This window comes from Sorangium sp. So ce281 (genome assembly GCF_051527395.1).
GTDB lineage: Bacteria > Myxococcota_A > Polyangia > Polyangiales > Polyangiaceae > Sorangium > Sorangium cellulosum_B.
Genome location: NZ_CP150322.1, coordinates 7173421 through 7198727, shown reverse-complemented (window position 1 = coordinate 7198727; position 25307 = coordinate 7173421). Strand labels below are relative to the sequence as shown.

The window sequence follows — 25307 nt, the reverse complement described above, 5'->3', positions numbered from 1 at the left end:
CGGGTCGGGGCATCTTGCCGCATGGGGCGATTCGCCCCACGCGGTCGCGCGTTCACCGCGGCGCTCCAGGTGCGCCGGCGTGGCTCGGGTTTTGCTGAACTTTTCCATGAAATGACGTGCTGCTGGATACCGCCCGCCCCATGCGGCTCCTGTGTCGGTGACGCAGGACGGCCGGGCGGGTCGCGGTGCCGATGAGCTGCAACCCGGGCCTGCCGTCGTGGCGCGCGGATTCGATCGTAGCGCCGCCGCCGGGACACGGGAAACGCAGAGCAGAGTGGCTCTCCTGCGCCGCGAGCGCCGGGAGAGCCGCTGGCTCGAGGTACGGAGAGGACCAGCGATGGAGTTCGAGAATGTCACGCACGCCCGGAGCGCGCAGGCGCGGGTGGGGACGTCGCTCAACGGCGTGTGGCGGCTGGACGCGCTGATCGGCCTCGGCGGGACGGCGGCCGTCTATGCCGCGACGCACCGGAGGGGCCAGCGGGTCGCGATCAAGCTGCTGCACCCCGAGCGGGCGAGGGATCGGGGCGATCGCGCGCGGTTCCTCCGCGAGAAGGCCATCGCGCAGACCCTCGATCACCCGGGGGTCGCCGCGGTGATCGCGGACGACGTGACCCAGGATGGAGCGCCGTTCCTCGTGATGGAGCTCCTCGAGGGGGAGAGCCTCCTCCAGCGCTGGAAGGCGCAGAGGGGCCCGCTCCCGCCGGCCGAGGTCCTCTCCGTGAGCGAGCAGATCCTGGAGGTGCTCGAGGCCGCGCACGCGAGGGGCGTCGTTCACCGGGATCTGAAGCCTGACAACATCTTCCTCACGCGAGAGCGCGGGGTGAAGATCCTCGATTTCGGCATCGCGCGCCTGCGGGCCCCCTCGGGGCAAACCTCCCTCGTGGGGCTCCGCGCGATGGGCACGCCGGCGTACATGCCGCCCGAGCAGGCCCGCGCGCGCTGGGATCTCGTCGATGCGCGGACGGACCTCTGGGCGCTGGGCGCGACGATGTTCTCGCTGCTGACGGACCGATACGTCCAGGAGGCGCCGACCGTCAACGAGCTCTTCTTCCTGAGGATGACCTGCCCGATTCCGTCGCTCGCGCGGATCGCGCCGTCGATGCTTCCGGCCGTGGTGCGGGTGGTGGACCGCGCGCTCGAGTTCGCGCAGGCGGATCGCTGGCCGGATGCGCGCTCGATGCTCGCCGCTGTGCGCGAGGCGCACGCCGCGCTCGCGCTCGCGCCGCCCCGGAGCACGCTGGTGCCGCCGCCCCGGAGCACGCTGGTGCCGCCGCCCCGGAGCACGCTGGTGCCGCCGCCCCGGAGCACGCTGGTGCCGCCGCCCCGGAGCACGCTCGCGCCGGCGACGGGCCTGCGCGACCTCGGCGCGCTGGACGAGCGGCCGCCTTCGGGTCGTCCCCAGGCGCGGCTTTCCCGGGCGGCGGCGCTCTCGTCGCCGCCGTCGCTCGCGACGAACGCGCGCGCGCGCTCGACGATCCCTCGCGTGCCGTGAAGCGCGCCGGAGGCAGCGACGGCCTGCCCCCGGCGGCGGGCGACGCGCTTGCCGCGTCGTTTGCGTTTCGCCCCGGGTGTGTGGATCGTGGGGCGAGCCTGCGAGCGGCTCGCCGGGTGATGCGGGCGAGCCTGCGAGCAGCTCGCCGGGTTATGCGTTCAGGCCCGCGAGCAGCTCGCTCGGCCGAATCACGCCTCGCCGCTCCGACTCGCGCCGGGCGAGGAGGGTCTCGTAGATATCCATGTAGCTCGCCATCATGCGTTCGGCCGAGTAGCGCCGCAGCGCGAGCTTCCTTCCGCGCTTGCCCATCGCCGCGGACTGCATGGGATCCCCCTTGAGCGCGGCGAGCTTGGCGGCGAGCGCGCCCTCGTCGTCCGACGGCACGAGGAAGCCCGTCTCCCCGTCGGCGATCAGGGCAGGGATGCCGCCCACGGCGGTCGAGACCACGGGCAACCCCGTCGCCATGGCCTCCACCATGGAGAGCGGCAGGCCCTCGGACTTCGACGACAGGACGAAGACGTCGCTCGCGGCGAGCAGCCCGGGCACGTCGTGCCGTTCGCCTGCGAAGACGACGCGGTCGCTGATGCCGAGCTCTTCGGCGAGGGCGCGCAGCGAGGCGGCTTCCGGCCCGTCTCCGACCAGGAGGAGGCGCGCGCTGTCCGAGTCGCCCGACAGGATCCCGGCGGCCGCGGCCGCGCGGAGCAGGAGCGCGTGGTTCTTGACCTGCGACAGGCGGCCGACCGCCCCGGCGACCCACGCGTCCCGGGGGATCCCGAGCTCGGCCCGGATGCGGTGCCGGGCCGCGGCGTCCGGCCTGAAGCGGGAGAGGTCGATTCCGTTCAAGATCACATGAAGCTTCGAGCTCGGCACCTCTTTGTGCTTCAGCATGAAGTCGGCCGTGGACTGCGACACGGCCACGTGCGCGTCGGCGAGCCTGGCGGCCATGTGCCGCAGCCACGCCCTGCGCCCCTGATCGAACATGGCGCCGTGCAGCGTGTGGCACACAGGCACACGGTGCAGCCGGCCAGCGGCCGTGGCGTAGATGAGCGGCAGCTGATTGTGCGAGTGCACGATCGAGACACCGTGCTTGGCGAAGAACGCCGCGAGCTTCCCGGGGAGCTTGAGGTCGAAGCCGGAGCGCTTCGGCATCATGTGCACCGCGACGTCGCGCTCCCGGAGCTGCGCCGCGCGCGGCCCGTCGGGGTTCGTCTCGATGCCCACGACCATCACCTCATGCCCCGCGGCACGCTGCAGCCCGGCCAGATCCACCACGACCTGCTCGGCGCCGCCCACCTGGAAGGAGTTCAGTACGTGTGCGATCACGAGACGGTTGTGGCGTGCTCCGGTCATCGTCGCATGCTCGGTGGTCTTCATATCGTAATCTATGCTCATGGTTCCCCTCTGGGGTGCGCTTCGGGCACATGTGGTCCGACCTGAGAGAAACCCCTCCTTCGTGTCCGCGTCCCCGGGGGGGCAAATTACCACAGCATCTACGAAGCGAGGAGATTTCTCTGTGTGTCTCCTCGATATGCCGGGTACCGCTGGATTGACGTGAGGGGATGTCTTCATCGGCCCGTCCGCTGACTACGTGCAATCGCGCCTGTGGCAGATGGCAACAGCTGTGACAAAGAGCGTCGCGGCTTCACGTGCGTGCCAGGGCGGCTCTCCCTGATCCAGGACAGCAGCGATGCCACGCCGACATTCCGGCAGAAATGCCGGAAATCGCGCATTTTTTTCGGAACGTGGAAGAGTCCGATGTTCACGCAGGCCACGGGCGAGGAATTCATGCGAAAAGCGTGCAAGCCGCCTCACGCTTGCCGGCGGGGCATCTGCACCCCCGATGCCGCGATGCGGATGGATGTGATCTTCTGTGGGTGAGTGTGCGGGCGATGGTGTCCCTGGTGAACGCGGGCCGCTGATCCGGCGGTGTAAGGGGTTCAGGGGAGGGCTGCGACTGGGCCCGGTGGCGTCGCGGGTCGTGCTCCGGGGGGAGCACGGGCGGACCGCGGTGGTCTGTGCAGGCGGGGCGACAGGTGGGGGGCTGTGCGGCAATGGCACGGTGTGCCGCGGTGCGGCGTGTGGGGAGCACCGTGAGGTGCGGAGCCAGCTGTCCCCCGCCCTCGCGGTCACGGTGGACGGGCGGGGGACAGCTGCTCGAGAGATGGGCTCGTGCTCATGCGAGCATGGCCCGCCGGTCTTTCGGGATCAGCGCTCGGACAGCTCGGCGCACACGGCGAAGGTGGTCAGCGACACCGTCTGCGCCTTCTTGCCGAAGCCGCTCTCGAAGACGGCGGTCGATGTCCAGCCCGCGCGGCCTTCGGTGGGGTCGAACGGCGAGTTCTCGACCACCCTGCTCGTCGCCTGGGCGCCGCCGGAGATCGAGAATCCGCCGCTGATCACGACTTCACCCGCGTTGCAGAGCGCCTTGACGTTGACGAACGCGCTCGTGGGCGACGCCTCGCGCGTCACGGAGACCACGTGGATCTTCACGAGTCCAGGCGCTCCGGTCGGCCCCTGGGGGCCACGCTCGCCCCTGGGTCCAGCGGGGCCCTGAAGACCGCGCGCGCCGTCGATGCCCTTGAGGCCCTGGAGACCGACGATCCCCGCGGGGCCCGCGGGGCCGCGCTCGCCGCGCTCGCCCTTGGGTCCGGCCGGCCCCTGGGGGCCACGCTCGCCCTTGGGTCCAGCGAGGCCCTGCGGACCGCGCGCGCCGTCGGCGCCCTTGAGGCCGTGAGCGCCGTCGGCGCCCTTGAGGCCGTGAGCACCGTCAGCGCCCTTGAGGCCCTGGAGGCCCTGAGGACCGACGAGCCCTGCGGGGCCGCGCTCGCCGCGCTCGCCCTTGGGCCCGGCCGGCCCCTGGGGACCCGCCTCGCCCTTGGGTCCAGCGGGGCCCTGCGGGCCGCGCGCGCCGTCGGCGCCCTTGAGGCCGTGAGCGCCGTCGGCGCCCTTGAGGCCCTGGAGGCCCTGAGGACCGACGAGCCCTGCGGGGCCGCGCTCGCCGCGCTCGCCCTTGGGCCCGGCCGGCCCCTGGGGACCCGCCTCGCCCTTGGGTCCAGCGAGGCCCTGCGGGCCGCGCGCGCCGTCGGCGCCCTTGAGGCCGTGAGCGCCGTCGGCGCCCTTGAGGCCCTGGAGGCCCTGAGGACCGACATGCCCTGCGATGCCCTGGGGGCCGGGCTCGCCACGCTCGCCCTTGGGCCCCGCCGGCCCCTGCGGACCGCGCGCGCCGTCAGCGCCCTTGAGGCCCTGAGGACCCATCTCGCCCTTGGGCCCTACCGGCCCCTGAGGACCCATCTCGCCCTTGGGTCCTACCGACCCCTGCGGACCACGCGCGCCGTCAGCGCCCTTGAGGCCCTGAGGACCGATGTGCCCCACCGGCCCCTGAGGACCCATCTCGCCCTTGGGTCCTACCGACCCCTGCGGACCACGCGCGCCATCGATGCCCTTGAGGCCTTGAGGACCGATGAGCCCCACGGGTCCCTGAGGACCCATCTCGCCCTTGGGCCCCTGCGGACCACGCGCGCCATCGATGCCCTTGAGGCCCTGAGGACCGATGAGCCCCACGGGTCCCTGAGGACCCATCCCGCCCTTGGGACCCATGGGCCCCGCGGGTCCCTGAGGACCCCGCGCGCCGTCGGCGCCCTTGAGGCCCTGGAGGCCCTGGGGACCCTGAGGACCCCGCGCGCCGTCGGCGCCCTTGAGGCCCTGGAGGCCCTGGGGACCCTGAGGACCCCGCGCGCCGTCGGCGCCCTTGAGGCCCTGGAGGCCCTGGAGGCCCTGGGGACCGATGAGCCCCGCGGTGCCTGCTGGCCCTTGCCGTCCGGGCTCGCCGCGCTCGCCCTTGGGCCCCTGCGGACCCCGCGCGCCGTCGACGCCCTTGAAGCCCTGGAGGCCCTGGGGACCGATGAGCCCCGCGGTGCCTGCCGGCCCCTGCGCTCCGGGCTCGCCGCGCTCGCCCTTGGGCCCCTGCGGACCCCGCGCGCCGTCGACGCCCTTGAAGCCCTGGAGGCCCTGGGGACCGATGAGCCCCGCGGTGCCTGCTGGCCCCTGCGCTCCGGGCTCGCCGCGCTCGCCCTTGGGCCCCTGAAGACCCTGAGGGCCGCGCTCGCCCTTGGGCCCCTGAAGACCCTGAGGGCCGCGCTCGCCCTGCGGCCCAGCGGGCCCCCGCTGCCCCATGGGCCCCCGGGGGCCGCGCTCCCCCTTCTGATACTGCTGATACTGCTGTCCGACGAACCCCTTGTGCTTGCCGGGCATGTGGTGCCCGACCTCGTCGGACGCCCCGGCCTCCGCCTTGACGTCACGAGAATCGCCGGCCCAGCTCGCGCCTGCGCTGGCCATCAATCCGGCAAACCCGGCGAGGATTCCAGCAGAAACCGCACTCGCTCGATACTTTCGCATGTGACTCCGCCTTTCTATCGATTCCGAGCTTCAACGCGCTCGATCCCGCAGACAGCCGCGTTCAGATGAGGTGGAGCCCAGCAGGCGAGTGAATCGGGCGAAGGCCGACTCCGGGGCGGATCTCCGCCCGTGCCCCGCACCGACTTCTCGATGAGAGTCCCACCAATTGCCGGCACGAAAAGTCAGGGCGATTCGTCGATGCGGCACCCGACAGGCCACGCCACGGCGCGGGCGCGGTCAGGTGCAGCCAGCGCTCGAAGGCTCCAGTCGCCAACCCGCTGTGTCTGGAGCGATCCTAAGTTAATGGGGGCGGTTCACCAAGCCCCCGAGGAGGGGTTGACAGCCGCGACCCCTGTCGAGCAATCGGCGTTCATTCGCGCTCGCGCCGGGGGAGCGCCGCGCCCGCATGCGAAGCCGGGGTATTTGCAGGCATCGAGCGCTGAGCAGGGCGAACGCGTGGAAAGACAGCAGCTCGCGCATGGGAGCACGCAATGGCGCGAAGGGAGCACCAACGCGAGAATCAGGAGACGGCCGCGGACGGGACAGGAAATGGCGAACACGGCGCGCTGCGAGTCGGCGCTCGGCGCGCCTCCGGTGGGCCGGCGCGGCGAGCACGCGGCGCGCTCGTCAAGCCGCGGCAGCACGGCTTCGCTGGAACATCCGGTGCCGATTCAAAAGCGTCCGACATGGCTTCAGGCGCGTCCGACATGGCCTCAGGAGCGCCCGACATGGCCTCAGGAGCGCCCGATACGCTGTCGAGCGCGATCCTCTCCAGCGACCGGACAGGCTCCACCGGCGGCCGGCGGCCACCGTGACGCGCCGACACGTGCCGCATCACCCGCGGGTGGCGCACGCACCTCGGCTCGGCGCCGGTGCGCGCCAGAACGATGCGCGCCGGCGCCCGTGATGCGCGAACGCTGGGTGGTGCGGTCATTTGCGCAGAGAGGTTCCACATGAAGGCGGGAAGGCGGGAAGATCATTGAGGTTTTCTTCCCGCCTTCCCGCCTTCATGTTCAAATGACTGCACCACCGAACGCTGCGCCGCCGCGGCGGACCGGGTAAGATCGCCGGGTGCCCGGCCTCGACACCGACGACGACGCGCTCCTCCTGACGGAGCGCCTGCGCCTCCGCCCCCACCGGCGGTCGGACGTCCCGTTCATGATGGAGCTGAACTCGGATCCCGAGGTGGTCCGCTACACCGGCGATACCGCGTTCGCGTGCGAGGACGAAGCGCGCGCGGTCGTCGCGCGGCTCGCGCGCCAGTTCGAGGACTTCCGCATGGGCCGGTTCATCGTCTCGGACCGGAAGACGGGGGAAAAGCTAGGCTGGTGCGGCCTCAGGTGGCACGACGACCTCGGGGTCGCGGACCTCGGGTACCGCTTCTTCCGCGAGCACTGGGGCAGAGGCTACGCCACGGAGGCGGCCGCCGCGTGCATCCGGTACGCGGTCGAGGAGCTCCGGCTCTCACACCTCGTCGCGCACGCGATGCTCGAGAACGTCGCGTCGGTCAGGGTGCTGGAGAAGCTAGGATTCCGCCGGACGGGGCCGACCGTGTTCAAGGGGCTCGTGGCCGAAGGGTTCGAGCTCCTCCTGAAGGCCTGAGCCGCCGGCGCTCTCCCCCGACCCGAAGGCCCCTGAAATAGGTGAGACCCGGGACTGTGGCCTAGTCCCGGGCCTCGGTTTGCCGCCATCTGCGCACACCCACACGTTTAAGGTCGAAGGTCAGTCCTTACACCGCCGTGTTCTGCCATTGAACTACCGGCCATCATGGACCGCGCGCCGGGGCGGGAGCGCCCCGGCGCCGCGCGAGGAGAGGCGACGCCTCACCGCGGCGCGGGCTGGCCAGGCTGGAATTGAACCAGCATCCGACGATTCAAGCCTCCTCCCGTTCGATTGGGTGATCGGCGGCGAATGCTCGAGCCTGGAGTGAGAGCTTGAGACCATTGAACGGGCCGGCGCTGCCTCTTCCGAGCTGGGCTACCCCGCCGCGAGAGAAAATGAGGTGGCGGGGGCAGGATTCGAACCTGCGCTTGGGCGCCGAGCCCATCAAGCTGAGCTTGAGCTTCAACTTGCACTCCGCGGCCACGATATCGCTCCGGCGGCCGCGGCGCAAGCGCGGCCGGGGCAGGGCGGCGCGCGTCAGGCGCCGAACAGGAAACCGAGGACGGCGGCGCCGACCTTCTGCTCCTCGACCGTCTGGTTGTTCGCCTCCTCGCGGGCGAACTTGACCGCCTTTTGCAGCTTCTCCACGCGATCGAGCAGCTCGTTGATGCGCCGCGCCGGCAGCGCGCCCGAGAACTTGACCGTCTTCCAGTAACCGACGACCACGTCCTCGTGATAGACCTCCACCTGCGCCGGGTGTTTGTCCGTCGCCTCGGCCTTGACGTGGTTGCGCGGGATCTTCTTGGTCCGCGCCGTCTGCACCGGCTCCGTCGCCCAGGAGTCCGCCGAGGGATCGAACGTCCAGCTCTCCGACGCGTCGAGCACCGGCAGCTTCTTGATGAAGGTGTTCATGTCGACGAGCTGCTTCTCCAGGAAGAGCAGGTAAGTCACGGGCGCCCCCGTGAGGAGCACCTTGCCGTCGACGACCACGTCCGCGCGGGCCTTGCAGTTCGCATAGTCCTTGGTGGCCGTGACGTCGAAGAGCTCGCCCAGGATGTCGGCGGTGCTCCGGATGATGTCCTCGGCCTTCGCCTGGACCCTCGTCGCCTCGGGCGGGAGCTGCTCGCCCTCCTCGTCCTTCGACCGGTAGGTGCGCGAGATCCCGGAGAGCAACGCCGGCTTCTGCAGCGCGTGGTGCGCCTCGGTGAGGCGCTGGTGGGAGCGGGCCTTGACGCCCTTCTCGATGGCGATGATCTGGTTCAAGCGAGGCATGGCGGTCTCCTAGGAGGACCACCCTATCAGAGGAGCAAAGCGCCTGTCAGCGCCGTCGCGTGAGCCCGCAATGGGCCCCGGGAGCGCTGTCGTGAGCGCGTGAGCGCCTAGGCCGACGGGAGCAGGGCCCCTTCTCCTTGGCCTGCGCCCTCGGCCGCCGTCTCCGCCTCGGCCGGGCGCAGGGGGAGCTCGACGATGAACGCGGCGCCCGCGCCCGGCGCGCTCTCGACGCGGATGGTGCCGCCGTGGGAGGTGACGATCCACCGGACGATGTAGAGGCCGAGGCCGAGGCCGCCGAAGCTGCGGGCGGAGACGGCGCGCTCGAAGCGCTCGAAGATCCTGGCCTGGTCGGTCTCCGTGATGCCGATGCCGTGGTCGCGGACGACGAGCAGCGCGCGGCCTTCCAGGCCGCGCACGACGACGTGAACGGGGGCCCCCGCGCCGTACTTGATCGCGTTGGACAGGAGGTTGATGAGGACCTGCTCCATGCGAGAAGCATCCCAGTCCCCGATCACGGGCCCTTCCAGCTCGAGCCGGGTGCGGCAGCAGGCGTCGTCGAGCTGCTGGTGCATCCGCTCGACGACCTCGCGCGTCAGGGCCGCCAGATCGACGGGCGCGCGCGCGAGGGTGAGCCGGCCGGCGTTGAGGCGGGTGACGTCGAGCAGCTCGTTGACCAGGTGGGCGAGGCGCGCGATCTGGCGGCTCAGGACCTGGAGCGCGGCGTCGATGCGCTCGGGAGCGACCTCGGCGCGCTGGAAGCGGGGCAGGAGCCGGGCGAGGAGGTGGGCCTGCATCTTGAGCGAGGTGAGCGGGGTCTTGAGCTCGTGCGAGGCGACGAGGAGGAACTCGTTCCGGCGCTCGATCGCCTCCTGGGCCTCGGCGAACAGGCGGCTGTTGTCGAGGGCGAGCGCGGCGCGGCTCGCCAGCTCCTGGGCCAGCCCCAGGTCGGCGGGGCCGTAGCGGCGCCGGGGAGCGGTCGCCAGCAGGGTCATGACGCCGAAGCACCGGTCGCGCGCGAGGAGCGGGGCCCGGAGGAAGGAGTGAACGCCGAGCGGCTCGAGGAGGGGCGCGGCGCGGACGTCGCCCACCTCGGGGCGTTGCAGCGACGCCGCCGAGAGCGGCTGCAGCGCGTCGAACACCGCCCCTGCGAGCTCGGCGGGCACGCCCGCGGCGATCGTGTGTCCCGGGGCGCCGCGCGCGAGGTCCACGTCGATGACGCACCGGTCGGCCAGCTCGGGCACGGCGAGCTGCGCGACGCTGTCGAGCGTGGCGCCGTAGCCGAGGGCCATGAGCTTGCGGCTCGCGTCGGCGAGGAAGCGCTCGGCGAGCTCGGCCCGCCTGCGCTGGGTGATGTCGGTGGAGATGCCGCAGAGCACGCCGGGCATGACCCGCTCGCCGAGCGGGAACTTGACCGACAGGAACGTGTGCGGCCCGTCGTCCAGCAAGAGCTCCTCCTCGCACTGCAGCGGCTCGCCCGCGTCGAGCACCTTCCTGTCGTTGTCACGGAGCAGCTCGGCGGTCGAAGCAGGAAAGATCTCGGCGTCGGTCTTTCCGCGGATCCCATGGAGCGACAGCCCGACGGCGCTCTCCGCGTGGCAGTTGGCGAGCAGATACCGGCCGTCGCGATCCTTCAGGTAGATGGCGGCGGCGGAGTTGTCGACGATGGCCTGGAGCGTCTTCTGGTTGGCCTGGAGCTCGCGCTCCGCCCGGCGCCGCTCGGCGTTCTCCTGCTCGATATCGGTATAGAGCATGGCGTTCTCGAGCGAGATGGCCGATTGCGAGGCGAGCAGCTCGATCACGGTGAGCCGCCCGGGCGTGAACGCCCCGGTGATGAGCCTGTTCTCCAGGTAGAGCAGGCCGAGCAGCCGCGTTTGCCGCACGATCGGCAGGCACAGCACCGAGCCCGCCCCCCTCTGCCTGAAATAGTCGTCCTCCGAGAACGGGTGCCGCCCGGCGGCGTCGTCGAGCAGCACGCGCTCGTGGCTCCGGCGAACGTAGTTGAGGACCGACCGCGGCAGCGCGGTCGCCGCCGCTTCGCCCGCGTCGAGCAGCCGCGCCCCGCCCCCGGACGTCGAGATCGCCGCCGCGATCGACAGGCGATCCTCCCGGACCAGGAGCATGGCCCCCTCTCCGGCGCCCGCGTGCTCGACCACGATGCGCAGCAGCATCTCCAGAAGGCGCGGGAGCTTGAGCTCGCCGGAGATGCTCTGAGAGGCGGTGACGACCGACAGGACGTCGAACTGCTCGGCCCGGACGGCGAAGGTGACGGTGGGCGCGATCGGCTTGCGCGGGGCGAGGTACGGGTAGCGCTGGTCGAGCTGCTCCACCTTGGCGTGGGCGCCCCAGCGGAAGTAGGCGGCGCGGGCGTTCTGGAGGTGGGCGTCGGCGGCGGTGGCGAGGCCGCACGCGCGGTAAAACCCCGCGGCGAGCTCGCAGGCGATGGCCTCGTGCTGGACGAAGCCGTTCTCCCGCGCCGAGGAGATGGCTTGCTCGTAGAGCCGCATCGCCTGCGGTTCCTGGCCGCGGAGCCGGGCGATCTCGGCGCGGACCAGGGCGTGCTTGTGGAGGAAGTTCTCGGGGCAGCTCCTGGCCCACGCGCCGAGCTGCCGCTCGCACTCGAGCAGCTCCTCGCTGGGTTCCCCCCGCGGGGCGGGCCGCGCCTCATGCGCCTCGCCGGAGAGGGCCGCGAGCGAGAGCGCGAGGTAATAAGAGCTCTCGGCGATGATGACGTTCGACTCGACCTTGTAGGGGTGCTCGGCGCGCCCGCGGGTCACCGCGGCGAACGCCGCTCCGGGAGGGCCGATCAGGAAGCGCGCCTGCGCCTTCAAGTTGTAATGGATGGCGCGGACGAGCGGAGGATTCCCTTCCTCGATCGACGCCTCGAAGGCCGGCAGATCCAGCTCCGAGCCGTCCACCGCCGAGAGGCGCACCGGCCTCCCGCGCAGCGCCTGGATCATGGCGTAGATGCTGAAGAGGACGCAGTAGGGTAACGCGTAACCGGCCCTGCGCACGAAGCCGAGGCGCTCTTCGACCGCGCGGAGCACGTCCTCCAGCGGCTCCCCGGAGAGCAGCGGGAACATCTCGGCCCACATGCAGTTGTAGCAGGCGTCGTTCAGGTTGCCGGACTCGACCGCGGCGCTGAAGCCGGCGCGTATGTACGGATACGTCTCTCGGTAATGGCGCGTCCAGAAGACGATGTGCTGTCCAAACATGGTGAGCACCACCGATTTTGTGGTGAGGAGGCCGCTCCTCTGCGCCAGGTCGTGGCCGAGCTTGCCGAACAGATATCCTTCCTGATATCGCCCGTACCTCGGGCCGATCACCCTCGCGAAGAAGGTGTACGCGTTGGAGGAGCTGTCGGCGTTGCCGTGGCGCAGGCTGAGCTGGACCATGCGCAGGACGATGAGGTAGTGCAGGTTCGCGTCCATGAAGAACGCGGGGAGAGACACCTCGTTCAGCACGCCCATCGCGCTCTGGATCTCCGGATGCGCCATGCGGGGCAGGTGGATCAGGTCCGCGATCGCGCGATCGCCCAGGTCCCGCCAGACGTGCTCGGTCTCCTCGTCGACCTGTGCGTCGCTGGGGCAGCGCGGAAGCGCGATGTCGCAGGCGCGGAGCCACCCGAGCCCGATCTCCACCGCGCGAGCGTGTCGCCCTCGGGTGACGTTCAGCGCGACGGCGAGCTCGACGGCGGCGGCCGTCTCGGCCCTGGTCCTCGCGCGCTCCATGAGCTCTTCGAGGAGCCGCTCGGCCTCGTCGAAGCCGCCGGTGATGTACGCGACGTGCGCGCGCTCGAAGGTCAGATCGTAGGTCAGCTCGTGCCGCGTCTCCCAGCGGCTCGGCGCGAGCAGGGAGAGGCCCGCGGCGAGGAGCGCGGCGGCGGACTGGAAGGCCGCGGCGGCCTTGGCCTTCCTGCCGGCGCGGAGGTTGAGGGCGGCGAGCTCGTCGCGCTCCACCTCGGAGCGGAGGAGCGCGGCGCCGCGGTTGAGGTGGCCGACGACGTCGAAGAGCGACTCGTCGCGCTCGCCCGGGCGCCGGCCCTTCAGGAGCAGCTGGCCGATCCGGAGGTGCACCTCGGCGAGCTGCTCGGCCGGGATGAGCGAATACGCGGCCTGCTGCACCCGGTCATGGAGGAAGCGGTAGCCAGCGTCCCGCCGGAGGAGCAGCCCCTCCCGCACGGCCTCCTCGAGCGCGCCGCGGAGCGCTTCCGCCGACCTCCGCGCGACGATCGCGAGGGTGTCGAGGTCCAGGCCGCTGCCGAGGCAGGCGGCGAGCTTGAGCGCGTCCCGCGCCGGGATGGAGAGCCGCTTGAGCTTGCCCACCATCAGCTCGACGACGTTGTCGGTGAACCCCTTGTCGTGGATGGCGGCGATGTCCCAGCGCCATACGCGCTGCTCGGCGTCGAACGTGATGAGGCCTTCCTGGTGCAGCTCGAAGAGGAACTGGAGGACGAAGAACGGGTTGCCGCCGGTCTTCTCGTAGACGAGCCGCGAGAGCGGCTCGACCTCCTCGGCTGGGGCGTGGACCGCCTCGGCGACGAGCGCCTCGACGTGGGCGGCGGAGAGCGGCGCGAGGACGAGCTCGGAGACGGCGGCGCCGCGCTTCCGCACCTCGGCCAGGGTGAGCCGGAGCGGGTGCGCGGGGCCGACCTCGTTGTCGCGGTAGGCGCCGATCAGCAGGAGGTGCTCGGACCCGGCGTAGGTGGCGAGCTGCTCGAGCAAGAGGAGGCTGGCCGCGTCGGCCCATTGCAGGTCGTCGAGGAAGAGGGCGACGGGGTGCTCGTTCCGGGCGCACGCCGCGACGAGGCGCTGGAGCGCCGCGTGCATCCGGCCCTGCGCCTCGGTGGGCGGGAGCTCGGGCACGGGCGGCTGGGGGCCGAGGAGGAGCGTGAGCTCGGGGAGCACGCCGGCGAGCAGACCGCCATCCTGGCCGAGGGCCTCGCGGAGGCGCTCCCGCCAGCGCTCGAGCTGCTCCTCGCTCGCGCTCAGGATCTCCTGCAAGAGCGCCCGGAACGCTTGAAGGAGAGGGAGATAAGGGACGCCGCGCTTCAGCTGCTCGAACTTGCCGGAGAGGAAGAAGCCGCGCTCGCGCACGACGGGCCTGTGCAGCTCGGCGACGAGCGAGGACTTGCCGATGCCCGAGTAACCCGACACGAGCGCGAGCTCGGGCCGGCCCTTCGCGACGACGCGCTCGAACGCGGCGAGCAGCGCCTCGATCTCGCGCTCGCGGCCGTAGAGCCGCTGCGGGACCCGGAACCGGTCGGAGAGGTCGCGCTGGCCGAGCGGGAACGGCTCGATGGCGCCGGTCGCCCGCAGCTGGGAAAAGCACCGATCGAGGTCATGGCGCAGGCCGAGCGCGCTCTGGTAGCGCTCCTCGGCGGCCTTGGAGAGCAGCTTGAGCACGACCGCCGACAGGAGCGGGGGAATCGAGGGGACGAGCGCCTGCGGCGGCTGCGGCGGCTGGGCGATGTGGCAATGTACCCACGCGACGGGATCGCTGGCCTGGAACGGCAGGGCGCCCGTCAGCATCTGGTAAAACGTGACGCCGAGGGAGTAGAGGTCGGTCCGCTCGTCGATCCAGCGGTTCATCCGGCCTGTCTGCTCCGGCGCCATGTAGGCGAGCGTGCCCTCGATGAGCCTGTCGCGGGCGAGGTCCTGGGACTCGCGGGGCAGCAGGCAAGCGATGCCGAGATCGGTGATCTTCACCTCGCCGGTGTCGGGGTTGCAGAGCAGGTTCTGGGGCTTGATGTCCTTGTGGATGATGCGGTGGCGGTGCAGCTCGGCCAGCGCGTCGGTCAGGCGGAGGGCGAGGGGGAAGAAGCGCTCGATCGACATCCCGCGCATCCCGCGCATCGGGCCCATGGGCCCGTCGCCATCGAGCAGCTGGTCGAGCGAGCGGCCGCCGAAGTCCTCCAGGACCAGCGCCACCTGATCGCCGAACACCTCGATTGCGCGGGCCTTGACCACGGCCGTCGTGTCGAGCGCACTGGCGAGCTCGTACTCGTGGTGCAGCCGGCCGAGGGCGCGCGGGCTCGCGTGGTCGCGCCGCAGGACCTTGAGCACCACCGGCCGGCCGTCCTCCGCGCGCCGCGCTCGGTAGAGGATCGTCTCTGCACCTTGGTGCAAGACCCCCACCACGAGGTAACGCGGACTTTCTGGCATAGGCAAGATCGTCGGCAGCCGGAGCGGCCTCCGAGGCGTCGGCGTCTGGCCTGATGGTGCCAAAAGCGCCGTGCTTCGTCACGGGAAATGGCGGCATGCGCTCGCGCCGGCTCGCCTGCAGAGCGCATGCGCCGGTCGCCCCGGGAGCCGCCGGTGAACGTCGATTCTATGCCGGTGAGAGGAAGGTGCCCTGGCCATCTGTCTCGTCCTCCGCCGCACGCAAAGGGAGCTCGACGATGAACGTGGCGCCCGCGCCCGGCGCGCTCTCGACGCGGATGGTGCCGCCGTGGGAGGTGACGATCCACCGGACGATGTAGAGGCCGAGGCCGAGGCCGCCGAAGTTGCGGACGGAAACGGCGCGCTCGAAGCGCTCGAAGATCCTGGCCTGGTCGGCCTGCGCGACGCCGATGCCGTGGTCGCGGACGACGAGCAGCGCGCGGCCTTCCAGGCCGCGCACGACGACGTGAATGGGGGCCCCCGCGCCGTACTTGATCGCGTTGGACAGGAGGTTGATGAGGACCTGCTCCATGCGAGAGGCATCCCAGTCCCCGATCACGGGCCCTTCCAGCGCGAGCTGGGTGCGGCAGCGGGCGTCGGTGAGCTGCTGGTGCATCCGCTCGACGACCTCGCGCGTCAGGGCCGCCAGGTCGAGGGGGGCGCGCGCGAGGGTGAGCCGGCCGGCGTTGAGGCGGGTGACGTCGAGCAGCTCGTTGACCAGGTGGGCGAGGCGCGCGATCTGGCGGCTCAGGACCTGGAGCGCGGCGTCGATGCGCTCGGGAGCGACCTCGGCGCGCTGGAAGCGGGGCAGGAGCCGGGCGAGGAGGTGGGCCTGCATCTTGAGCGAGGTGAGCGGGGTCTTGAGCTCGTGCGAGGCGACGAGGAGGAACTCGTCGCGGCGCTCGATGGCCTCCTGGGCCTCGGTGAACAGGCGGCTGTTGTCGAGGGCGAGCGCGGCGCGGCTCGCCAGCTCCTGGGCCAGCCCCAGGTCGGCGGGGCCGTAGCGGCGCCGTGGCGCGGTCGCCAGCAGGGTCATGACGCCGAAGCACCGGTCGCGCGCGAGGAGCGGAGCCCGGAGGAAGGAGTGGACGCCGAGCGGCTCGAGGAGGGGCGCGGCGCGGACGTCGCCCACCTCGGGGCGTTGCAGCGACGCCGCCGAGAGCGGCTGCAGCGCGTCGAGCACCGCCCCTGCGAGCTCGGCGGGCACTCCTGCGGTGGCCGTGCGCTCCGGAGCGTCCGGATCGAGGCGCACGTCGACGACGCACTGGTCAGCCAGCTCGGGCACGGCAAGCTGCGCGACGCTGTCGAGGGTGGCGCCGTAGCCGAGGGCCATGAGCTTGCGGCTCGCGTCGGCGAGGAAGCGCTCGGCGAGCTCGGCCCGCTTGCGCTGGGTGATGTCGGTGGAGACGCCGCAGATCACGCCGGGCATCACGTCCTCGCCGAGCGGGAACTTGAGCGACAGGTAGGTGTGCGGCCCGTCCTCCAGGAACAGCTCTTCCTCGAACTCGAGCGGCTCGCCCCTGTCGAGCACCTGCCGGTCGTGCGCGTCCAGCGCCACGGCGCGCGCGGTAGGCAGGAGCTCGGCGCTGGTCTTTCCGATGATCTGATCGAGCGGCCTGCCGAGGGCGCGGCTCACCCCGCGGTTGGCGAGCAGGTGCCGGCCGTCGCGATCCTTCAGGTAGATGGCCGCGGCGGAGTTGTCGATGATGGCCTGCAGCGTGGCCTGGCTCTCGCGGAGCGAGCGCTCGGCCCGGCGCCGCTCGGCGTTCTCCTGCTCGATATCGGCGTAGAGCATGGCGTTCTCGAGCGAAATGGCCGACTGCGACGCGAGCAGCTCGAGCACGGTGAGCCGCCCCGGGGTGAACGCCCCCGCCACGAGCCGGTTCTCCAGGTAGAGCACGCCGAGCAGCCGCGCCTGGCGCACGATGGGCAGGCACAGCACCGACCGCGGCTTCTTCCGCGTGAAGTACTCCTCTTCGAGGAAAGGGTGCCTCCCGGCGGCGTCGTCGAGCAGCACGCGCTCGTGGCTGCGGCGAACGTAGTTGAGGATGGACTGCGGCAGCGCGGCCGCCGCGGCCTCGCCCGCGTCGAGCAGCCGCGCGGCGCCGCCGGACGCGGCGATCGCCGCCGCGGTCGACAGGCGATCTTCTCGGGCCAGGAGCACGTAACCTTCCTCGGCGCCCGCGTGCTCGACCATGGTGCGCAGGAGCATCTCGAGCAGGCGCGGGAGCTTGAGCTCACCGGAGATGCCCTGAGAGGCCTTGACGACGGAGAGGACGTCGAACTGCTCGGCGCGGACGGCGAAGGTGACGGTGGGGGCGATCGGCTTTCGCTCGACGAGGGAGGGATACCGCTGGTCGAGCTGCTCGACCTTGGCGTGCGCGCCCCAGCGGAAGTAGGCGGCGCGGGCCTTCTGGAGGTGGGCGTCGGCGGCGGTGGTGAGGCCGCGCGCGCGGTAGAACGCCGCGGCGAGCTCGCAGGCGATGGCCTCGTGCTGGACGAAGCCGCCCTCCCGCGCGGCCGACGCGGCCTGCTCGTAGAGCCGGGCCGCCTCCGGTTCCTGCCCGCGGAGCCGGGCGATCTCGGCGCGGACCAGGGCGTGCTTGTGGCGGTAGTTGTCGGGGCCGCTCGCGGCCCACTCGCCGAGCTGCCGCTCGCAGTCGAGCAGCCCGTCCGGCAGCTCCCGCTCCGGCGACGGCGGCGCCTCGCGCGGGCTGCGCGCGTCGTGCGCATCGTCGCCGGCGAGCGCCGCGAGCGCGAGCGCGTGATAATAGAAGCTCTCGGCCACGAGCGCGTGCGGTTCGCTCCGCCAGGGCCTGTCGACGATCACCCGGCGCGTCGCCTCGCACGCCTCCCCCGGGGAGCCGAGCAAGAACAGCCCCTGGGCCTTCAGGCTGCACGAGAAGCCGAGCACGCCGCCCATGTCCCCGGGAGGCAGCCGCGCCTCGAACGCGCCGGGATCCAGCTCGGATCCATCCATCATCGGGAGCCGGGCCGGCCTGCCTCGCAGCGCCTGGACCAGCGCGTAGGCGCTCAGGAGGATGTTGTAGACGAGCTCGTATCCGGTCTTGCGCACGAAGCGGAGGCGCTCGTCGACCTCGCGGAGGACGTCCTCCAGCGGCTCGCCGGCGAGCAGCGGGAACAGCGGGGCCCAGATGCAGAGGAAGCACGCGTCGTTCAGGTTGCCGGTCTCGACCGCGGCGTTGAAGCCGGCCCGGGTGTACGGAGTCGTCTCTCGGTAATGGCGCTTCCAGAAGAGGATCTGATTGCCAAACAGGGAAAAGACCATGGCCTTCATGGCGAGGAGGTTGTCCCTCTCCACCAGGTCATGACCGAGCTTGCCGAACAGATATCCCTCCTGGTATCGCCCGTATTTCGGGCCGATCACCTTCGCGAACGCCGCATATGCGTGAGGGGAGCTCGCGGCGTTGCCGTGCTGCAGGCTGAGCTTCACCATGCGCACGACGACGAGGTAGTTCAGGTCCGGGTGCACGAAGTACGCGGGGACAGCCACGCTCGCCAGGACGCTCATCGCGATCTTGCACGTCGGGTGCGTCATGGGGGGCAGGTGGATCAGGCCCTCGATCGCCCGGTCGCCCAGGGCCTGCCAGACGCCCTCGGTCTCCTCCGCGAGCCGCGCTCCGGTGAGCGGGATCGACAGGTCGACGTCGCAGGAGCGGAGGAACGTGAGCCCGATCTCCGCCGCGCGGGCGGCCTGCCCGCGGGTCACGCTCAGGGCGATGGCGAGCTCGACGGCCGCGGCTCGCTCGGCCTCGGTGCTCGCGTGATCCATGAGCTCTTGCAGCAGCCGTTCGGCCTCGTCGAAGCCGCCGGTGATGTACGCGGCGTGCGCGCGCTCGAAGGTCAGATCGTAGGTCAGCTCGCGCCGCGCCTCCCAGCGGCCTGGCGCGAGCAGGGAGAGGCCCGCGGCGAAGAGCGCGGCGGCCGACTGGAAGGCCGCGGCGGCCTTGGCCTTCCTGCCGGCGCGGAGGTTCAGCGCGGCGAGCTCGTCGCGCTCCTCCCGGGAACGGAGGAGCGCGGCGCCGCGGTTCAGGTGCCCCACGACGTCGAAGAGCGCCTCCTCGCGCTCGTCCGCGCGCCGGCCCTTCAGGAGCAGCCGGCCGATGCGGAGGTGCACCTCGGCGAGCTGTCCGGCGGGGATGAGCGCGCGGGCGGCCTGCTGCACCCGGTCATGGAGGAAGCGGTAGCCAGCGTCGCGGCGGAGCAGCAGCCCCTCGCGCACGGCCTCGGCGAGCGCCTCGCCGAGCTCGGCTGCAGGGCGGCTCGCGACCAGCGCGAGGGTGTCGAGGTCCACGCTGGCGCCGAGGCACGCGGCGAGCTTGAGCGCGTCCTGCGCCGGGACGGGGAGCCGCCTCAGCTTGCCCACCATCAGCTCGACGACGTTGTCGGTGAAGCCCTTGCCGCGGATCGCGGCGATGTCCCAGCGAAAGGCGCCTGCCTTCGCGTCGAAGGCGATGAGGCCTTCCTGGTGCAGCTCGAGGAGGAACTGGATCGCGAAGAAGGGGTTGCCGCCGGTCTTCTCGTGGACGAGCCGCGAGAGCGGCCCGGCGCGCTCGGCCGCGGCGTGGACCGCCCCCGCGACGAGCGCCCCGACGTCGGAGGCGGAGAGCGGCGCGAGGACGAGGTCGCTGAAGATCGCGCCGCGCTTCCGCGCGTCGGCCAGCATGAGTGGCAGCGGGTGCGCCGGGCCGACCTCGTTGTCGCGATAAGCGCCGAGGAGCAGGAGGTGCTCGGTCTCGGTGTAGGTGATGAGCTGCTCGAGCAGCTGGAGGCTGCCGGCGTCGGCCCACTGGAGATCGTCGAGGAAGAGCACCATGGGGTGCTCCTTCTGGACGCACGCCGCCACGAAGCGCTGGAGCGCCGCGTGGAACCGGTGCCGGGCCTCGACGCCCGGGAGCTCCGGCGCGGGCGGCTGCGGGCCGAGGAGCAGCGCGAGCTCGGGGAGCACGCCGGCGAGCAGCGCGCCGGTCGCGCCGACGGCCTCCCGGAGGCGCTCTCGCCAGCGCTCGAGCTCCTCGTCGCTCACGCACAGGATCTCCCGCAAGAGCGCCCGGAACGCCTGGAGGAAGGCGTGGTAAGGGACGTCGCGCCTCAGCTGCTCGAACTTGCCGGAGAGGAAGAAGCCCCGCTCGCGCACCACCGGCCCGCGCAGCTCGGCCACGAGCGACGACTTGCCGACACCCGAGTAGCCCGACACGAGCACGAGCTCGGGGCGGCCGCTCGCGACCACGCGCTCGAACGCGGCGAGCAGGGCCCCCAGCTCGCGCTCGCGGCCGTAGAGCCGCTGCGGGATCTGGAACCGATCGGAGAGATCGCGCTCGCCGAGCGGGAAGGGCGGAATCGCCCCGCTCGCTTGCCACCTGGCGAAGCACTCGTCGAGGTCGCGCTGCAGGCCGAGCGCGCTCTGGTAGCGATCCTCGACGGACTTGGAGAGCAGCTTGAGGACGACCGCCGACAGCTGCGGGGGAATCGAGGGGACGAGCGCGTGGGGCGGGGATGGGTGGAGGGCGACGTGGCAATGCACCCATTCCACGGGATCGCTCGCCTGGAAGGGCAAGGCGCCGGTCAGCAGCTCGTAGAAGGTGACGCCGAGGGAGTACAGGTCCGTCCGCTCATCGGTGGAGCGGTTCATCCGGCCCGTCTGCTCGGGCGCCATGTACGCCAGCGTCCCCGCGATGAGCCCGTCGTGGGAGGCGTCGTGGCATTCGCGGGGCGAGAGGCAGGCGATCCCGGGATCGGTGATCTTCACCTCCCCGGTGTCGGGGTTGTAGAGCAGGTTCTGGGGCTTGATGTCCCTGTGGATGACGTGGTGTCGATGCAGCTCGGCGAGCGCGCCGGAGAGGCGGAGAGCGAGGGGGAAGAAGCGATCGATCGACATCGGGCGCGTCGGCCCCTCGATGAGCCGGTCGAGCGAGCGGCCGCCGAAGTCCTCGAGGACCAGCGTCATCTGATCCCGGAACGCCTCGATCCCGTGGGCCTTGACGATGGCCGTCGAGTCGAGCGCCCTGGCGACGTCGTATTCGTGGCGCAGCCGCCCGAGGGCGCGCGGGCTCGCGTGGTCGCGCCGCAGGACCTTGAGCACCACCGGCCGGCCGTCCTCCTCGCGCCGGGCTCGGTAGAGGATCGTCTCGGGCCCGTCGTGCAGGACCTCGATCACGAGGTAGCGTGGACTATCGGCCATAGGAGGGTCTTCGAAGGCCAGTGCGGCGGCCTCCGAGGCGTCGAGCGTCGGTGCATGTTGCCAAACGCGCCGCGCTCCGCCATGGGAAATGGCGGGGCGCCCTCGCGCCGGCTCGCCCGCGATGACGAGGGGGAAGAGCGGGAATTCGCCGACGATCCGCCGCCGCCGGGCGGGCGGGCTCGCTGCGCTGTTTCTGCCGCAGTCCGGCGGCCAGCCGTCGTGCGACCGTGGAGCTATGTGCCGCAGCGCTGGACCGTGTGATCGCCGTCGACCGGCCAATTCTCGTCGCCCGCGCCGCGCACCTTCACGAACAGCGAGGTCTCGTCGCTGCTGACGATCTCGAGCGTGCCCCAATGGCCGGGGCCCACGCCGCTCCCTCCACCGCAACCGGGGAGGATCACAGTTTTGGAGAAGGGGATGTGCATGGCGGAGAGATCGATGAGACCTGGCTTGTTGAGCTCGGGCGGGATCGTCAGGATGAATTGCCAGGTGCCCGCCTTGTCGCAGTCGACGTCGAGATCGAGAGCGATCACGGGCTGGGCGCATTGGTCGACAGCGTTGCTGAAGTAGAGGACGAGCGCGTCAGGGGTCTCCCAGGCCGCCGGGCTGCTCGTGAAGGGGATGGATCCGGGGACCACATCGCTGCCTCGCAGCGCGATGACGTGGACGCCCGAGGCGCCGTCGTCCGCGTCGTCCACGTCATCGTCGTCCACCTCCTCGTCGTCGTCGGGCACGATGGGGGCCGGGGGGCCATCCCAACCCCCGTTTTGGATGGGATTGAAGACGATCTCCTCACATCCGCTGTTCATCACGGCCATCGCTCCGAAAACCATCATCCATCGTTTCATTCGAACGACCTCCAGGTCAGGCTCCAGAGGTGAAGTCCTTCCGGCGCGTGACGGCGGCTCATAAAAACAGATCGATCTCGATGCCGGCTGAAGAGAGGATGAACGGTTTGCCCCAGGTCGCCGTCTCTCGCTCGACGAACCGGACGGAGACACGCTCGACGAGCACGCTGGCGACGGCGTCGGCGCGCAGCCGGAACGTGGGAGTCAGGGCGAAGGAGAGGCCGACGCCCGCGAATGGGCTGGCGGTCACCGTGGCGGATGCGCTCGAGCGGAAGCCTTTGCTGGCCACCCCCGTGCTCCAGAGCAACACGGCAGAGAAGCCGAGATCCGCCGAGGCCGCCCACGGGCTGTCGCGCGGGGCCAGCTGGAAGCGCGCGCCCCCGCCGGCGAGCAGGACGGAGAGCTCGGCGGTGCCTTGCGATCGCTCGATCTGGTGGGAGCTCACCGGAATCGCGGCGAACGCGATCGCGCCTACGTTCTCGCTCGGCAGCCAGGAGAGGCCGACGTCGATGCTGACCGCCGCGCCGAAGCCGCCTGGGCTCAGCAGCACACCGGGAGCGAGCGAGAGGCGGAGCGCCGGCGACGGACTATGGGCCGGCGCGGGCAGCGTGTCCGGCGCGCGGACCCGCAGCTTCTCGCGGATCTCGGGCGTCGCGGGCACCTCTCCGGGCGGGGGCGCGGGCAGGCCGGCCTCGAGGAGGCTGGCGCGCAGGAGCTCGACGGCGCGGAGCGCGAGCGCCGCGTCGCGGTCGGGCGTGCCGTCGTCGTCCGCCATCTCGCGGAGGACGGTCTTGCCGGTCACCCGATCGGCGATCCAGATCTCGACGCCGCGCTCGGAGGGGACGGCGCGGATCGCGGCGATGGCGCCCACCTCGCGCGCCGAGGCCTCGAGGGACGCGCGCGACGCCGGCTCGGCCGCGGGGTCGAGGCGCTCCGCCCGGAAGCCCAGCGACTCGATCTCGGCCACGATCCGCAGGCCGAAGCGATCGCCCGGGGCGCAGAGGACAGCGATGGTCGAGGCGGCCTCGGTCCGGGTCTCGCCGGCGCGCGCGCCCTCCGCGAGCGCGGCCCCTGCCGCGAGCGTGGCCCCGGCGAGGAAGGCGAGGAAGAGGAGCGTCGCGGCGCGGCGTCTCACGGCGAGGGAGGCTCGGCGGCAGGGCCCGGCTCGCCGGGCGAGCCTCCGGAGGGGACGGGCCTGGCAGGCGAGCCTCCGGGGGGGACGGCCTTCGATCCGCGCGCGAGCACGTGCTTCGCGTACCCCGCGTGCGAGCCGCTCGGATGAGCGGCGAGGTACTGCTCGGCCGCCCTTCGGGCGCCCGCCTCGTTGCCCCGCCTGTCCTCGGCCTCGACGAGGCGCCCCGCGGCATCGGCGGCGAACGCGCCCGCCGGCTGCTCGCTCAGGTACCGGGCGAACCAGCGCGCGGCGGCCGCGTGGTCCTTGCTCTGGTCCTGGGCGATCCTCCCGAGGATGAACGCCGTCGACGTGGCCTCGGGCGAGCTGGGGAACCGGGCGCGGAGGGACGCGAAGGCCTGGGTGGCGCGCGCCGGGCTCCCGCCGAGCCGGGCCGCATCGCCGAGCGCGTGCAGATCGCTCGCGCTCGCGGCGTCGCAGAGCGCGTCGAAGCCCTCGCTCTCCGCGGCGGCCAGGGCGTCCCTGTACCTGGCCTCGAGGACCAGGGCGCGCCACGACGGCGTCTCTCGGTGCGCGGGCAGGGGAGCGACCGAGCCCTCGCCGCCTGCTTGCCCTTGCAGCGCGGCCGCCCCGGCGCCCGGGGCGCGGGCGCTTGCCAACGGCCCGCTCGTCGAGGGCGCAGCCGCGCCCGGAGCGGCCTCGCTCGGGGCAGGGGCGCCTGGAGCGGCCGCGCTCGGAGCGCCTGCGTCGAGATGGGCCGCGCTCGGGGCAGCCGCGCCGGGCGTGGCCGCCGTCGATGTGGGGACGGAGGCGGCGTCGATCGAGCCGACCTCGAGGGTGTTCGTCGCGGGCGAGATGGTGAGCCGCTCGCCGGCGCGGACGGCGCGCGAATCGCCCACGACCGGCCCGGAGACCGTGATCGCCCCCTCGTGCAGCGCGACCACGAGCTGCTCGGTCACCGGGTCCCATCGGGTCTCGAAGCGCGTCCCGATCACGCGGACCTGGAACGGCCCGACCCGCACCGTCCAGCGCGCGCCCTCGCGGTGGACGATCGAGAGATCGAGGGCGCCTCGCTCGAGGGAGAGCTCCGCGCCGTCGGCGCCCACCGAGGCGACGCGGGCGCGCCCCCCCGGCGCGAGGCGGAGCAGCGAGCCGTCGGAGAACCGGATCGGCAGCTCCGCCGTGGCCGGCGCGGCGATCCACGCGCCGACGACCCCTGGCTCGGCCGCCCCGAGCGCGAAGCGCATCGGAGCGCGGGGGCGCGCCCCGAGCGCGACCACGAGCGCGGCGGCGAGCAGGGCCACCGCCGCCAGCGAGGCGGCGAGCCGCACCGCGAACGGCCTTCCAGGCCACGTCCGCCGCCGCGCCCAGGAAGACTCGCGGCGGGGCCGCTCTCCGCGCCCGGCCGTCTCCGCACCGGGCGCCGGCGCCGCCGCGAGCAGCCGCGCTCGCCCGCGCTCGCGATCGAGCCGCGCCGCCGGCATCCGGTCCTGAAGCTCGGCCACGTGCCGCCCCAGGAGGGTCAGCGGGCGCTCGGATTGCCCCACCGGGTACCTCCATCGAGCCACGCCTCGAGCGCGGGTTGCTTGCGGGCTTCGGCCTCGAAGCGGGCGCTGGCGCGGGCGAGCCGCCGCTTGATCGTCGCGAGCGAGGTCTCGCACGCCGCGGCGACCTCGGTGAGCTCCATGCCGTCGATGAACCGGAGAGCGAAGGCGATCCGCTCGTCCACCGGGAGCGCGTCGAGGACCGCGTAGGTCGCGCGCAGGGCGTCCAGCACGTCGCCCGACGCCGCGCCGGACTCGACCTCGGGCAGCTCCTCGCTCGGCAGGAACCAGAGCCAGCTGCGCCGCTTCCTGCGGGTGATCGACGATCGCGCCACGTGCACCGCGATCATCGTGAGCCAGCCCTTGAGGGCGCTCGGGTCCTCCAGGCCCGGCAGCGAGCCGAGCGCGCGGACGAAGACGTCGTGGTGCAGGTCGGCCAGGTCGTGGCTGAAGCCGAGGAGCCGGTAGAGCACCCGGTGGACGTGATCCGCGAACCGGTCGTAGAGGGCGGCGCGCGCCCCGGGGTCGCCCCGCCGGAACGCGTGCACGAGGGTCGCGTCGTCACCGGCGAAGGCCCGCTTCGGGGCGGGCGGCGGCGGTCGGACGAGCTTCAAGGGGCGGGTCAAACGGGGCTCCTCTGCTGAAGTCCCGCGAGGGGAGGC

Annotated in this window: 11 protein-coding genes; 2 read left to right on the top strand and 9 right to left on the bottom strand. The window is 72.0% G+C overall.

Annotated elements, in window-relative coordinates:
- The first annotated feature begins 337 nt into the window (after positions 1-337).
- Positions 338-1492, top strand: coding sequence for a protein kinase domain-containing protein (locus WMF27_RS27135; RefSeq protein ID WP_437765969.1), 1155 nt, complete (start codon positions 338-340; stop codon positions 1490-1492).
- Between the two features lie 150 nt (positions 1493-1642).
- Here the strand turns inward: WMF27_RS27135 and WMF27_RS27130 are convergent, their stop codons facing one another.
- Positions 1643-2884, bottom strand: coding sequence for a glycosyltransferase (locus WMF27_RS27130; protein WP_437765970.1), 1242 nt, complete (start codon positions 2882-2884; stop codon positions 1643-1645).
- Between the two features lie 813 nt (positions 2885-3697).
- Complete coding sequence (locus WMF27_RS27125; RefSeq protein ID WP_437765971.1) at positions 3698-5827, bottom strand: collagen-like protein; 2130 nt, start codon at positions 5825-5827, stop codon at positions 3698-3700.
- A 1131-nt stretch (positions 5828-6958) separates the two neighbouring features.
- Here WMF27_RS27125 and WMF27_RS27120 point away from each other — a divergent pair.
- Positions 6959-7489 (top strand): GNAT family N-acetyltransferase, encoded by a 531-nt coding sequence (locus tag WMF27_RS27120; protein WP_437765972.1) that lies wholly within the window; start codon positions 6959-6961, stop codon positions 7487-7489.
- 537 nt (positions 7490-8026) lie between these two features.
- Here WMF27_RS27120 and WMF27_RS27115 read toward each other — a convergent pair.
- The 7 genes from WMF27_RS27115 to WMF27_RS27085 form a co-directional block, all read right to left on the bottom strand.
- The gene (locus tag WMF27_RS27115; protein WP_437765973.1) at positions 8027-8761 is read right to left on the bottom strand and encodes a DUF7873 family protein; all 735 of its coding nucleotides are present in this window, start codon (positions 8759-8761) and stop codon (positions 8027-8029) included.
- Positions 8762-8868: 107 nt separating this feature from the next.
- On the bottom strand, positions 8869-14922 hold the full coding sequence (locus tag WMF27_RS27110; RefSeq protein WP_437765974.1) for an AAA family ATPase: 6054 nt from the start codon (positions 14920-14922) through the stop codon (positions 8869-8871).
- A gap of 166 nt (positions 14923-15088) precedes the next feature.
- Positions 15089-21121 carry an AAA family ATPase gene (locus WMF27_RS27105; RefSeq protein ID WP_437765975.1) on the bottom strand — a complete coding sequence of 2011 codons (6033 nt, stop codon included), beginning with the start codon at positions 21119-21121 and terminating at the stop codon, positions 15089-15091.
- A gap of 233 nt (positions 21122-21354) precedes the next feature.
- Positions 21355-21957 (bottom strand): hypothetical protein, encoded by a 603-nt coding sequence (locus WMF27_RS27100; protein WP_437765976.1) that lies wholly within the window; start codon positions 21955-21957, stop codon positions 21355-21357.
- 70 nt (positions 21958-22027) lie between these two features.
- On the bottom strand, positions 22028-23104 hold the full coding sequence (locus WMF27_RS27095) for a hypothetical protein (protein WP_437765977.1): 1077 nt from the start codon (positions 23102-23104) through the stop codon (positions 22028-22030).
- Entirely contained in the window at positions 23101-24648 is a 1548-nt protein-coding gene (locus WMF27_RS27090; protein ID WP_437765978.1) for a FecR domain-containing protein, read from the bottom strand. The genes WMF27_RS27095 and WMF27_RS27090 overlap by 4 nt, the downstream gene beginning before the upstream one ends.
- Positions 24624-25271, bottom strand: coding sequence for an RNA polymerase sigma factor (locus WMF27_RS27085; protein WP_012238084.1), 648 nt, complete (start codon positions 25269-25271; stop codon positions 24624-24626). Before WMF27_RS27085 ends, WMF27_RS27090 begins: the two co-directional genes overlap by 25 nt.
- Positions 25272-25307 lie beyond the last annotated feature (36 nt).